Origin of the sequence: Paucihalobacter sp., from assembly GCF_036825875.1 — a bacterium.
Classification (GTDB): Bacteria; Bacteroidota; Bacteroidia; order Flavobacteriales; family Flavobacteriaceae; genus Paucihalobacter.
The window spans coordinates 1-14,554 of the sequence record NZ_DAISXK010000059.1 but is presented as its reverse complement, the minus strand read 5'-3'; the positions used below and the strand labels follow the sequence as shown (position 1 = coordinate 14,554).

Here is a 14,554-nt window from a genome sequence, read left to right as displayed (position 1 = left end):
CGACACTTATACTCAACAAGGCAAGAATGGCACCGTTGGCAAAATTTGAGGTAGTGTATTTAAAATAAACTATAGATAATGCTATATAAAGCGACTGGTTAAGATGCTTCATCAGTCGCTTTTTTTTAAGCCGAATTTCTACTCGCGTTTATATTTCCAAATAACGAGCGCGTTACTATTTTCTCGAAAATTGCAATTTTTTCCTTATCTGGATGTGGCATTTTTTGTAGTTCTTGTATTTTCTTTAAGGCATACTGTTGTATGGTAAGTAATGGCAACACTATAGACTCACGTACTTGAATAGATGCTTTTCCAGCTGGTTCATTTTCCATAAGTTCGCTGTAGCCTGAGAGTTTTAATATCAAGCGTTTAGTGGTAGTGTATTCTTCAAATATAATCTTCCAAAATTCACCAAACTCTTCGTCGTCGGCCATATATTTAGTGAGGTCAAAAAAGGATTTTGACAGCGACATCATACTGTTTTCAATAAGCGTTCTAAAAAAACTAGAGTTTTTATAAAGTTGTTTGACTTTTTTAAAATCTCCTTTTTCATCATACCACTTTAAGGCCGTTCCAACGCCGTAAAATCCGGGAACATTTTGCTTTAGCTGACTCCAACTACCCACAAAAGGAATGGCTCTTAAATCGGAAAACACCAACTCGGTAGATTTACCGCGTTTTGATGGACGGCTACCAATATTAGTTTTTGCATAATATTTAAGCGTGCTCATACGCTCTAAATAAGGTAAGAATTTAGGATGGTTTTTAAAATCTACATAGGTTTTATAACTAATGGCAGCTAGCTTATTCATTACTGCTTTGTCTTGACGCGACATTTTAATATTGGTTTCGTCTAAGCGGTTTGAGATTCCTGAACTCAGCAATTGCTCCATGTTATATTGGGACGATTCTTTAGTGCCAAAATTAGAACTTATAGTCTGACCTTGAATGGTAAGTTGAATTTCTTTGTCTTCAATTGTTGGACCCAAAGAGGCGTAAAACTGGTGTGTTTTTCCACCACCGCGCGCTGGTGGTCCACCACGACCGTCAAAGAATATCACATCTATTTTGTATTTTTTTGAAATTTTAGTTAAGCGTTCCTTGGCTTTAAAAATCGCCCAATTTGCCATAAGATAACCACCGTCTTTTGTGCCATCGCTAAAGCCTAGCATGATGGTCTGCTTGTTATTACGCTCTGCTAAATGTGCTTTGTATTGTGGGTTTTTGTACAGTTGCTCCATTACCTCATCCGAGACTTCTAAATCGTCAACGGTTTCAAAAAGCGGTACTATATCGACTGTTAGGGCATCTTCAAAAGCAATAATTTTCAGCATTGCAAATAGTTGCAAGACGTTCATCGTAGTTTGGTTATTGCTTATAATGTATCGATTGCAAGCTACTTCACCGTTCTCGGTTTGGATGGTTTTAATGGCTTTTATTGTTTGGACTATATTTATTACTTGTTCGTCTTTAAAGGTAATCCCTTCGACGTTTCCCGAGATTTCAGATAGATATTTTTGTTGTGCAGCCACAGTTCTACTCAGAAAATCTTCAGGAAAAACGTTACTTCCGGAGGCAATACATTCACCAACCAAGGCTTTAAACATACTATCATGCACACGGCTATCTTGACGAATATCTAAGCTTGAGAAATGAAAACCAAATAAATGCACTTTATTAATTAAGCTTGTTACCTCTTGCACATAAAGCGATTGGTGTTCATTAATCAATATTTGCCGGATGGTTTGCAATTCCGATTTTAAATAGTCGAGCGTGATTTGCGGAGATTTACTCTTCTGTAAAAACGTGTTATAAAGCCTGTCATTTAAGTCTATTACTCGGTTTTTCACCCCTTTGAAGGTAAGACGTCTTTTGAGATGTTTTACATCTTCCAAATAATTTTTTATGATGCTTTCCTTTAGTTTATTAGCGACGTTAAGGGTAATTTCAGGGGTCACAAAAGGATTACCATCTCTATCGCCACCAGGCCAAAAGCCAATATTAACGATGTTATTTTCAATCTCTAAATCGTCGAAAATATTCTGCTGAATATAGTCGTAAACAGAACCAAAGGAATGATAAAATACATTTTGCAAATACCAAATTAGGTTAATAGCTTCATCGTAAGGCGTTGGTTTTTCTTCCATAAAAAATGGTGTTTTCCCAAGTTGCGCCAGTAGATTATTGATCTCGGAAAGGTTATCGGTTTTGATAACTTCCGACAAATCTGTTATGATCCCTAAAACAGAGCCAGGATAAAATTGCGTTGGATGCGCCGTAAGTACAATACGCACTTTAAAAGCTTCTAAATAGTTTCGCAATTCCTTCATTTTGTTTTGAGAAACGGCCTTTTCTTTGATACTACGTAAGGTGCCAATACCTTCCATGTTGTTTACTATGGAAAATGACGCGTCTTCAATGGCATCAAAAAGTACCACTTGCCTTTCGATATATTGAATAAGCCTAAAAAATAAATTTATCTGACTTTGCTCGTTTCGTCTCGCCTGATACTTCTTAAAAAAAGTATCTACTATGGTGGTTGGATTATCACCTGCTTTAAACCCACGCACACAAGTTTCGTGAAACAAAGGCAATAAAACCCCTGTTTTTGTAACCGCGTCAAAAGGCAAGGTCATAAAAATACTGTTGTAAATTTGATATTTAGAAAGTACGTTTTTATTAAAACGTACTAATTTTGGCTGTACCGACATGTTGGAAAATTTTCTTAAAAGTACTAAAGCCTTGTTGAAAATGGAAGCGCAAAACTTAATTTTTATATAAAGTTTTAATAATTAACCATTTCACTTTTATATTCATGAAATTAAATCGTATTTTAACAAAAAAATTGAGCATAATTTTAATACAGGAATAATTTTTGATAATTGATAGTTAAATATTATTCAGTCCACTAAAACAATTCTGCATGAACTCAAAAATTCCAACGCTTTTAACTTTTCTTCTATTCTTTAATTTTGCAACAACCAGTCACGCTCAGCAGTCAGATGAAAAGCTAACAAATTCTTATGAAGATTACAGTGACGCACCCCGCGAAGTTGCTTATGTTCACTTAAATAAATCGGTGTATGTTGAGGGTGAAATGCTTGGTTTTAGCGCTTACGTTTTTGATAAATTTACTAAGGAGCGCTCTTTAATGACCTCTAATCTCTACTGTGGAATTTACGACAATGACGGTAATGCTATATCTGAAAAACTCGTATTTATGTTAGATGGTGTTGCTAACAACGTGTTTAATATTGACAGTACTTACACAAAAAAAGAATATACTTTTAAGGCTTATACCAATTACATGCTAAATTTTGATGAACAAAATCATTATGAACAAAAATTTAGAGTTATAAATGCCGATCTTGAAGAAGAAATTAAATTCAACTCGAAAAACGACGACATAGAATTACAAATTTTGCCAGAAGGTGGCCACATCGTTTCTGACATTTTTAATACTGTAGGGATTATTGCAAAAGACAATAATGGATTTGGGATTTCAAATGCCAAGGCTCAAATTTTAGACAGTCAAAACAATATCATTAATGAATTTTTGCTAAATGAAGTAGGTCTTGGAAAGACCATATTTAAACCTAAGCTTAATGAAAAGTATTTTTTAAAGGTTGAGTCTTATGATTACAATAAATCAATCCATATAAGTGACATTAAGCCGACCGGTATTGCCATGTCTGTTACCGATCTTCAAACAAAAATATCCATAAACTTTAAAACTAATACTTCGGGGTTAGAACTTGTTGATAGAAAAGTATATAAATTAGGCGTGCACAACGGAGATGAAATTAAAATAGTTCCCTTTAGTTTTAATAATGAGCTGGAGGTTAATGTTGTTATAGATTATTCAAACCTGTTCTCTGGTATGAATATATTTACCTTATTTGATGAAAACAACAATCCGTTACTAGAGCGCTTGTTCTTTAACTACCAAGGTATTCAAACCAATACTATCGAGAATGTAATGGTTAGTAAAAACGCAGATAGTTTAAAGTTGAAATTGAAACTTGCAGATGTTTCATTTGATAAATTCAACAGCTTAAGTATTTCCGTTTTGCCATCAGGAACCAAATCGTACACCCATCATAACAACATATTGTCTTCGGTTTATCTTCAACCTTACCTAAGAGGGCCTATTGAAAATGGCGGATACTATTTTTCCAATCCAGATAGAAAAACCAAATTCAACCTTGATTTACTATTACTTACCCAAGGCTGGAGTAGTTATAGTTGGAGTACAATTTTTAAGGGCTCCCCACTTCTTGATAAAGCATTTGAGCGCGGTATTGATGTAGTGGCTACTGTTAACGACAATGAAAAAGGAGGCACTTACCTAGTTTATCCTTTAAAAAACAACAATACAGAAATTTTTGAACTTAAATCTAAAGAAACAAAATTTTCACAGTCAAATTTAGTGCCGATTGAAGACGAGTATTTTCAGGCTGGTTTTATGATTGGAAAAGGAAAAACAAAGGCACCAGGTCTATATCCAAGATTTCATCCTTCTGGTATTCCAAAATTTAATAACAAAACAGCAGTACTAAACATCAACTTCAAAGATAATTATACTTTGTTGAACAATAGTCTAGGGTCTTCATGGGAACGCATGGAAATACTGGAGGAGATTGTGTTAGAAGGCAGCAGAAAAAACACGAAAGCTGAGCGATTAAAATCGAAATCTATAAATGTGAAAATAAGTATAATTAATGACAGTGATAGAATGTCAAACATGAGATTATCTGTATATCTAAACCGAATTGGTTGGATTGCAAATGAATTTCAAGGACGATATAACATCATAAATCCACGTGTAAATTGGGGCCCGAATACACCACTTGTTTATTTAGATGATGCTCTTTTGCTTGATTACAGTATTTTAAGCAATATGAATATGGAAATTATCGATTATATAGAATCCGATTTGTATGGACTTGGCGGTGGTGGTATTAGAGGAAGTGCTGGGTTTATAAAAATTTACACCGATCCATCAATCCTTAATAGAACAAGACCACAATCATCTGGAATCACAAGCACCAAATTTCCACTTACATTTTCAGCAAATAAAACATTTTATGCCCCAGTTTATCAATTTTACAACACATCGTTTTTTAAAGAATATGGAGTCATAAATTGGTTTCCAAATCAAAAACCAGCGGATGATGGCACTATTAATTTATCTCTTTTAAATATACAAAACCCATCTTTAAACTTATATATTGAAGGTATTACGAATGATAATCAATTTGTTTCTGAAGTAAAAACAATAGCTATCGAGTAACTTCAATGTTAAAAATAGCACACCATGCCATTTATGCACATGCGTTACCTGCAGGCCATCGGTTTCCAATGGAAAAATATGAGCTGCTACCAACCCAACTTTTATACGAAGGTACTTGTGCTGCTCATAATTTCTTTAACCCTGAAGTTGCAGACGATTCCTTAATTAAAGCGGTTCATACACAAGCCTACATTGACGATTTAAATAATTTAACCTTAGATAAAAAAGCAGCCCGAAAAATTGGATTTCCCTTATCTAAAGTATTGGTGAAGCGAGAACTAATCATAACCGATGGTACTATAAAAGCCAGTGAATTTGCCTTAAAATACGGAATTGCTATGAATATTGCAGGCGGAACGCATCATGCCTATTCTAATCGCGGTGAAGCCTTCTGTTTGTATAACGATCAAGCCATTGGTGCGCGCTATATACAAGCGCATTACAATATTAAAAAGATTTTAATTGTCGATTTAGATGTACACCAAGGCAACGGCACGGCAGAAATATTTAGTCACGACAGTGATGTATTTACCTTTTCCATGCACGGTGCTGGTAATTATCCATTCAAAAAAGAACAATCTGATTTGGATATTGCCTTGCCTAACGGAACAGACGATAAAACCTATTTAAATACCTTAAAAAAAACTTTGCCTAAACTTATTGAAGACCATCAACCAGAATTTATTTACTATTTGTGTGGCGTTGATATTTTAGAAACCGACAAGTTGGGTAAACTTAGTTGTACGATTCAAGGCTGTGCAGAACGTGACCGCTTTGTTTTACAAACATGTAAAGATGCCAAAATACCAGTAATGTGCTCTATGGGTGGCGGCTATTCTCCCGATATTAAAACAATTATAAATGCACACGCCAATACATTTAGACTGGCGCAAGACCTCTTTTTTTAAAGCCAATCAAATTGTATCTTTGCAAAAAAGAAAATATTATGGTATCAAAAAAAATAGAATCTGCATTAAATAATCAAATAAGAATTGAGGCCGAATCGTCTCAAATCTATCTCGCTATGGCTGTTTGGGCAGAGGTAAAAGGATTAGAAGGCGTGTCTAAGTTTATGTACGATCAATCGAACGAAGAACGCGAACACATGTTGAAGTTGGTTAAATTTATAAACGAACGTGGCGGTCATGCTCATATTTCGGAATTGAACGCACCAAATGTAACCTTCGGTTCATTTAAAGAAATGTTTGAAAAACTTTTTGAACATGAGGTTTTTGTTTCCAACAGCATTAACGAATTGGTGCATATCACACTTCAGGAAAAAGACTATGCCACGCATAATTTTTTACAATGGTATGTAGCCGAGCAAATCGAAGAAGAAGCAGTAGCAAGAACCATCTTAGATAAAATAAAAATGATTGGTGACGACAAGGGTGGTTTGTATTTGTTTGACAGAGACATACAACAGCTTACGGTAGTTAGTTCGGCGGGTGATAGTTCGACAGTTTAAATGTTAAAGTTTATTTAGAATAATTAAAAATAGTTACCTTTGTGTTGTTAGTAATTCTTCAATGGGTAAAAAGAAAGCCAAAAAACTCAAAGAAAAGCGTCTAGAAAAGCTTATCACTTTAGGTGTTGAACATCTAGGTTGCGTGAAAAGTAACTGTTGCAAAAAATACAAAAAATGCGAAACCAAACGTTGTAAAAAATGTCCGTGTTTCGATTTACAGAAAAAAGTGGCCTAATTATCTTTTTAAATTGGTTCCTGATACGCTCCAAAAAACTTGAATATTACCAATGAAAAAATCCCAACAACCTAGGTTGTCGGGATTTTTTGATTTAATCAGATCTGTTTATTTGCTTAATAAAAGCATTTCATTGCAAACAACCTCGGTAGTATAACGTTTGTTACCTTCCTTGTCATCCCAGCTGCGAGTAGTAAGTTTGCCCTCAACAGCAATTTCCTGACCTTTATTAACATACTTTTCAATAATCTCGGCTACTTTACCCCAGGCAACAACATTATGCCATTCAGTATTCTCAACCTTTTCTCCTTTTGCGTTGGTGTAAATGTCATTGGTAGCCATTGAAAATTTTGCTAACTTTTTACCACCTTCTAGATTTACGATTTCTGGATCTTGTCCTAATCTTCCAATCAACTGTACTTTGTTTCTTAATGCGTTCATAATAATAAAATTTAATGTTAAACAGTTAATACATTTTGTTGTTTCTACCAGTTGGTTTCATTCAACGATGCAAAGATGTAACTGGCAGCAAAATTTATTCGGTTGTTACCTATTTAGTTTCGTTTGTAAACGTTTGTAAACGGATAATTTGCTTGGTAAAACAGTGGATTTAGAACTTTTTTCAGAATTAAGATAAATCTTATTTATCTATATTTCATAAGTATATGTGGTTTTTAAATCATTAATTCTCGCTTTTAGAATTTTAAATACGTTATTTGAAAAAATATTTGAAAATTTGAAAAAAATTGAAATCAGATGCAGATTCTTTATAACAATATTGAATTAAATCTCTATAAAATTATACCTTGAATTCGTAATACTGAATGAATTTTTGTGTAACAACTTTCAAAACTATGGATGACAATCAACCATAAAAATCTCACCATTATCAATTTTATAATTGTTGGTTATTTTGTTTTGATTCACGTCATCTTCAAATTTGAAATAAATCATAATTTAATAGGTATTTTGGGTAAGCTATTAACTATTCCGTTTTTAATTGCTCAAGTGGTGTTCCTGTTTTTTGGGATTCGATTCTTGTTACAAGGCGCTATGAAGTTTTGGTTTGCTTTAAGTTTTATAACCTTAGTAGTTTGCTCCTGTTTTACAATACTTAGTTTTTTTTAAATAATAATAAATTCATAAACGACTTCACTTAAGTTAAAAAATGAAATTCCCTAGCCATTTTTAGAAGCATTTGGGTGTTTGTTGCATTGAGTTTTTGCATCAAATTTTTGCGATGGGTCTCCACTGTATAAGCACTAATAAATAGATGTTCGGCAATTTGTGGGCCATTCATCCCCTTATCTAAAAGTCCTAGAATTTCCTTTTCTCTTCGCGTAAGTACAATTGATTGAGGTTTGTCCTTCGCCTTATTTTGATACTGTGCCAGTAACTTTTCGTTAGCAGCGTTACTCACATAAATTTTCCGGTCCAAAACTGTATCAATAGCTTCAAGTAGCTCCTTTCTTTCCATGTCTTTAAGCAAATACCCATTTGCACCTTTAGACAGTGCTTGAGATATGATGGCAAAATCATTAATAGACGTTAGTATTAAAATTTGACTATTAAGTTTTAATGCCTTTATTCTTTCACAAAGTTCTAAACCATCTATATCTGGTAAATTGATGTCTAGTAAAATAATATCTGGTGTACTACTTGCAAGAAAAGACAAAGCTTCTTTCCCTGTTTTGGCAACCCCAATAACGCTCATGTTCGATTCGGATTTAAGCATAGTCGTTACGCCGTCGGCAACTAAAGGATGGTCGTCGATAATGAATAATGTTGTCATAACGGCATGGTTATGAGTATAAAAATAGGTATAATTTTTAAAAAACTATGTCTCAGAAAGTAAAAATTCCATCATAACGGTGGTTCCTACAGACGATTCTGAATCTATAGATAGACTTCCGTTTAAGTACTGTACCCTTTCTTTTACCGAAGCTAAACCTATACCTTTGGTGGCTTCCTGTCCAGAAAATCCATTGCCATTATCCTCTACCGTAATGCTTAATCTATTATTTTCTTTTATAAATTGAACAATAGCTTCGGTTGCGTTTGAGTGTTTTATAATGTTATTTAGTAATTCTTGCACAATTCTATACAGCATGATTTCAAAGTTCGAAGTTAATCGCTCCTGTATTCCAAAATGTTGAAACCTCACTTTCAACTGTTTTGAGCTACTTATGTTGTCAGCTAGTTCTTGCACTGAATGCAGCAATCCTAATTTAATCAATACTTCGGGCATCATATTATGGGCAATCCTGCGCACTTCAGTAGCGGTATTACCAACAATTTGGATGCATTTTTGTAACAAATCTATGTTTTGTTCCTTTTTCAGGTCGTGCTCCAATGAGCTTAAATGCATTTTAATAGTGGAAAACGCACCTCCCAAGCTGTCGTGGAGATCCTTAGCTATTCGGGTACGTTCAGTCTCTTGTCCGTTGACCATGGCCTGTAGCGATAACACTTGTTGCTGCTGTTCTACAGCTCGTTTTTCTTTTTCAACAATTATTCTTTTCTGACGGCTATTATGGTATGCCAATCCCAGTAAGATAATTAAAGCAGAGGCCACAATAGCACCAATAATTAACACTCGGTTATGTCTAACCGCTTTCAGTTCTTGTTCAGTATTGGTTAATTTTAATTCAGCAATCTCTTTCTCCTTTTTACCAGCTTGAAATTTCGCCTCTAAAAAATTTAGTTCTTTAACTCTCTCAGTCGCATTGAGGCTGTCTTTTAATTGAAATGCACTTTGACTATAGCTAAAAGCATTCGCAAAATCCTTGTTTTCAGCATATAGATTCGCGATGGCATTGGCGTTTTTATAAGCATAATCTAATGAGCCGTCCTTTAAGCAGGCATCATAGGATAATTTGAAATGTTTTAGCGCTTGTTCGTTATTGTCCAACAATTGATACGCACGGGCTATTTTGTTAAATGCAATGGCAATGTGCACATCGCTTTTTAATATTTCGGAATGGTGTAAGTATTTGTTATATTGCTCGATGGCCAGATTATAATCTTTATCATTCATGGCAAACTCTCCGTGCAGTTTCGTTGATTGTAGGTAACCTATATTTCTGTCGTACTCTGTTAAAGTGCTATTATTAGCAATAAAAGTATCCAGATTGGCCAATTGTGTTTTTGCCTCACTATAATTCCCCAAAGCAGCAAGCGATTGACAGTAAATATAATAATAGTCCACAACCGACTCGTTCGTCATATACTGTAAGTAGGGTTCTGTTTTGTTTAGATATTCAATGGCTTTTTCGTATTGGTATAAATGGCGGTAATCATCGGCTATCCAAGACAGCAAATTGCCCATATCTAAATTACTACTGGTCCGAGCATCAGCGATTTCTAAAGCTCTAAGCCTTATAGAAAGTCCTTCAGCAAAATCGCCCTGAAAGCTGTATACATAACCAATGCTATTTAGGGCTTTGACCAGGATTTCGGTTTTTTGGATGCCATCGTCCATAGATTCACCGATTTCAAAAGCCTTTTGAGAAGCATTAATAGCCGCATCCCAGTGGCTATTTAAAAAATGATGGTTGGACTCAATCAAGTAAGTAGAGGCGTATTCATATATAAGCTGATGAGTCTGGGCTTTTTCTCTAATTGCTTGAATTACTGGAAGCACCACTGCATCTGTTAACCTATTTTCGATAAGAATGGTTGTAGAGTCTATAGATTTTGAAAGCGCTTGCTGAACTGTATTTTGGGCTGATAGCAATGCAGAGCACAATCCCATAAAAAGCACAAGCACAACCGAAAACCAATTCTTTACCATATCATTTTTGCGTTTATCTAAGTCAGTGTTGCATGCTTACGAAACAACCTTAGAAAGGTAAAACAGTCATTTTACATATCCAATACCTGAATTCAGGTAGTTATTCAACTTAAAAATACAAAAAATCAGGTATAGGATTTTGCGGGTACTAGTGTCAACTTTATTAGCGACTTTAATCATTATAATCAATTCTTTAGGTACAGATTGAACTGTAAAAAATAATTAAAAAAACAATTAAATAAATATTATGAATATGAAAACTACATTAAACAAAGCTACTGTGATCATCTACATCATGCTAGCAACCATGCAAATCTCGCAAGCCCAACCAACTACTCTCGATCCTGGTTTTGCCAATGGAGGTGTTTTAGAATCGCCTAATACTAATTCCCTAAGCTCTCAGGCAACCTGGGGCATTGTTGAAATGAGCGACGGGTATTATCTCGGTGTCGGCCATAAGGTACTTGCTGGGAGTTTTGACACTCGTGCAACCCTTATGAAATATGATATTTGTGGCGTACCAGACAGTGCTTTTGGGACTAATGGTTTGAGCATTATTAGCTCTCCAAGCGGACGACGCTTATTATCAACGGCGGCTCAAGTGTTGCCCGATGGCAAGATACTGGTATCTGGGGCTTCAAATAGCGGCGGAGAGGTAAGCACATGGCGTCCAACATTGTTCCGTCTTATGCCTGACGGATCTATTGATTCTAGCTATGGGAACAATGGGGAAATATTATTACAACCTGGGGGCGTATCTAGCGGAAATTTTGGTAACATGATCAAAATTGCTGGCGATACACTTCTTGGGGCAATCGGTCGATTTCCAAATATAAACGGTGGTTCTTTAGGTGTAGGGCTGATGCGCGCCTTACCAGATGGAACACCAGACGTTACTTTTGGTTCCGGAGGAATTCGTATGCATTCTCATGCTAATATGAGTTATTCTTTTGCAGAATGGGAACAAGTACATAAAGCAAACGATAGTACTTATTTGGTCACCCGTGCTGAAAATACTGATGGCGGTAATTTTCGTGCTGTAATGTATGCTTTTGACATAGATGGTAATATGCTTACCACGTTTGGAACAAACGGCCGTGCACAACATCCTACAACATTACGCAATATCGGTTCCAGAGGGATACAAAGTATCATAGACTCAGAAGGCCGCTTGGTGATTGCTACAAGTGATAATATATCAGGCGGGGCTAAAACCATGGTCTTCGCACGCTACCTTATTGATGGTACTTTAGATACTACTTTTGGTGACAATGGTACTGCCATCGTGCCGAACACCGCGCCAACGTTTTTTGGCATTGAATCAAGAACCCTAGATGCAGATGCAGATGGAGGAATTATCGCTTCCTATATTAGTAATGATGGCGGTGGAGTAGTGCGTAGCTTTTTTATTCGATTGGATGGTGATGGAGCTGTAATTCCTGGCAGCCAGACAAAGCTTCCTGCGCTTAACACAGGCATCACCGGGCTGATCCAGGTTGATGAAGACCGCTGGCTCGCTCAAGCCTATGGAAGTGGGGCGATGATGTATCAATCACAATTACGCCTTAGCACTAACCCAATCGTTTTACCCAGTATTGAAGAGACGGGAAGTACCCTTACCACAACCGGCAGTGGTCCAGACTTTCAATGGTTTCTAGATGGAGAGATTATTCCTGACGCTACAGCGTCTGTTTACACGCCTACTGCTAACGGCGCCTACACGGTGCAAATGACCGATGTGCTGGGTTGCCAACACCTATCAAATGCCTTTGAACTTACGGAACTAAGTATTTCCGAAAACCAAACAGCAAGTTTGCAACTCATCAAAAATCCAGTGGAAGAACAGCTCATGCTACAAAATGATTTGGGTGATATGAATTTTGAAATTTACAACCTCTTAGGGCAACGTGTAAGCTCTGGCCAGTTAATTAATGGCGTTAATACCATCAACGTATCAGGGCTAAACCAAGGAATTTATTTGCTCCGCACAGTAAATGAAGATTTATCTCATATGAAGCGATTTATGAAACTATAGAAATTTATTGATTCAAAATAACAAGCATTATTTAATTTTCTATACCTGAATTCAGGTAGATATTTTGATTAAAAATACAAAATTTCAGGTATAGGATTTAGTAGTCAATCTTCCCAACTTTACTAGCCCATTATGCTATCATGCAACCGTCCGCTAAAAATAGTAATTATGAAAAAGATTATTTTATATACATTTCTAGGTTTTTCCTTTTGGAGTTACTCTCAAGTTGGGGTTAATACGACTGAGCCCCATGCACGATTGGATATCCGCTCAAGTAGTCAGGCCAACCCGACTAATATTGACGGATTATTAATCCCGAAAATAGACAACTTTCCATCTATCAATCCAGGAACCGACCAAAACGGCATGATGGTTTTTTTAACCACCACGGTGGGCAGCAATACACCTGGGTTTTATTATTGGGAAGCTGCTGGCAATACATGGATTCCCGTCAAAGGTAGTGATGGTGGTACCCTTGACCAAGCCTATAACTTTGGCGGCGCTGGCGCGGGAAATACCATCGTCGCTGATGCTGGTACGGTTACTATTGCTGGGTCGGATGGGTTGATGAGTACGGGGAGTTTAAATTCAGGAGCATTTGCTCCAGTTGGAGCTGGTGTTAGAATGGTCTGGAATCCAAGAAAATCGGCTTTTCGGGCTGGTAATGTCACAGGAACACAATGGGATGATGCAAATATTGGTATTTTTTCAACTGCTTTTGGTTCTAATACCACCGCATTAGGTGATAGTTCAACTGCTTTTGGTTCTAACTCAATTGCTACAGCTGTTTTTTCAACATCATTTGGTTTAAATACAACTGCATCAGGTCCGGCGTCAACCTCTTTTGGGTCAAATACAACTTCTTCAAGCACAGGTTCCACTGCTTTTGGTTCAAATGCAATCGCCTCAGGAGATATATCCACTGCTTTTGGTTTAAGTACAAGCGCCACTGCCTTTTGCTCAACCTCATTTGGAAGACAAAACACCGCCAGTAGCTTTGGGGAAACCGTTATTGGTGTAGGTGCCACTAACTATACTCCTTCAACCAATGGAGCTACACAATTTAGAGTAGCCAATGCCGCAGATCGTCTATTTGTAATCGGAAATGCCATCGATTTAAATAATAATGGTTCAGTTGATGAAGCCGAACGCAGCGATGCGATGATTGTTTTAAAAAATGGTTTGACTCGCTTGCCTTCTATGGATAATGCCATGATTGATGCTGCAGATGGTAAAGCTGTAGTGACTAAAGAATACTTGCAAAACAGCAGTTCAGGAACTCTAGACCAAGCCTACGATTTTGGTGGTCCCGGAGCCGGAAATACCATCATCGCTGATGCTGGTGCCGTTACTATTTCGGGGACGGATGGGTTTGTGAGCACGGGGACCTTAAATTCAGGGGCAATTGCACCGAGTGGTATAGGTGTTCGTATGGTCTGGAATCCGAGGAAAGCGGCTTTTAGAGTAGGAGCCGTTAACACAACTCAATGGGATGATGATAATGTTGGATTATATTCGACCGCTTTTGGAGAGAATTCGACTGCTTCGGGTGAACATTCTATTTCTTTCGGATTAGGAAATATCGCTTCAGGTTCCCGTTCTACTTCTTTTGGTTCCAGTACTCTCGCTTCTGGCCCCCGTTCCACCGCTTTTGGTTTAGGAAGTATCGCATCTGGTGTATCTTCTACTGCTTTTGGTTCAGTAACTACCGCTTCAAATTTTTTTTCGAC

Annotated in this window: 8 protein-coding genes and 1 pseudogene; 5 read left to right on the top strand and 4 right to left on the bottom strand. The window is 36.6% G+C overall.

All coding sequences use genetic code 11. The annotated features are described in order from the left end of the window. Window positions 1–125 precede the first annotated feature (125 nt). Window positions 126–2,711, bottom strand: a complete 2,586-nt coding sequence (locus V7Z48_RS12525) for a phosphoenolpyruvate carboxylase (protein ID WP_334113901.1) — start codon at window positions 2,709–2,711, stop codon at window positions 126–128. A gap of 212 nt (window positions 2,712–2,923) precedes the next feature. Here V7Z48_RS12525 and V7Z48_RS12520 point away from each other — a divergent pair, with 212 nt between their 5' ends. From V7Z48_RS12520 to V7Z48_RS12510, 3 genes are read left to right on the top strand one after another with little or no spacing between them, the layout of a single operon-like run. Next, entirely contained in the window at window positions 2,924–5,293 is a 2,370-nt protein-coding gene (locus V7Z48_RS12520; RefSeq protein WP_334113899.1) for a hypothetical protein, read from the top strand. A 5-nt stretch (window positions 5,294–5,298) separates the two neighbouring features. Beyond that, the gene (locus tag V7Z48_RS12515; RefSeq protein ID WP_334113897.1) at window positions 5,299–6,201 is read left to right on the top strand and encodes a histone deacetylase family protein; all 903 of its coding nucleotides are present in this window, start codon (window positions 5,299–5,301) and stop codon (window positions 6,199–6,201) included. Between the two features lie 38 nt (window positions 6,202–6,239). Next, window positions 6,240–6,761, top strand: a complete 522-nt coding sequence (locus V7Z48_RS12510) for a ferritin (protein ID WP_334113896.1) — start codon at window positions 6,240–6,242, stop codon at window positions 6,759–6,761. Window positions 6,762–7,104: 343 nt separating this feature from the next. Here V7Z48_RS12510 and V7Z48_RS12505 read toward each other — a convergent pair whose 3' ends face one another. From V7Z48_RS12505 to V7Z48_RS12495, 3 genes are all read right to left on the bottom strand, one after another. Next, on the bottom strand, window positions 7,105–7,437 hold the full coding sequence (locus V7Z48_RS12505; protein WP_334113895.1) for a single-stranded DNA-binding protein: 333 nt from the start codon (window positions 7,435–7,437) through the stop codon (window positions 7,105–7,107). Between the two features lie 715 nt (window positions 7,438–8,152). After that, window positions 8,153–8,788, bottom strand: coding sequence for a response regulator transcription factor (locus tag V7Z48_RS12500; RefSeq protein ID WP_334113894.1), 636 nt, complete (start codon window positions 8,786–8,788; stop codon window positions 8,153–8,155). Window positions 8,789–8,833: 45 nt separating this feature from the next. Then, window positions 8,834–10,789 (bottom strand): tetratricopeptide repeat-containing sensor histidine kinase, encoded by a 1,956-nt coding sequence (locus V7Z48_RS12495; RefSeq protein WP_334113892.1) that lies wholly within the window; start codon window positions 10,787–10,789, stop codon window positions 8,834–8,836. Window positions 10,790–11,069: 280 nt separating this feature from the next. On the opposite strand from V7Z48_RS12495, the gene V7Z48_RS12490 reads away from it, so the two are divergent. Continuing rightward, window positions 11,070–12,824, top strand: a complete 1,755-nt coding sequence (locus tag V7Z48_RS12490; RefSeq protein ID WP_334113891.1) for a T9SS type A sorting domain-containing protein — start codon at window positions 11,070–11,072, stop codon at window positions 12,822–12,824. 168 nt (window positions 12,825–12,992) lie between these two features. Continuing rightward, a pseudogene (locus V7Z48_RS12485) lies at window positions 12,993–14,554 on the top strand (hypothetical protein); the annotation flags it as partial.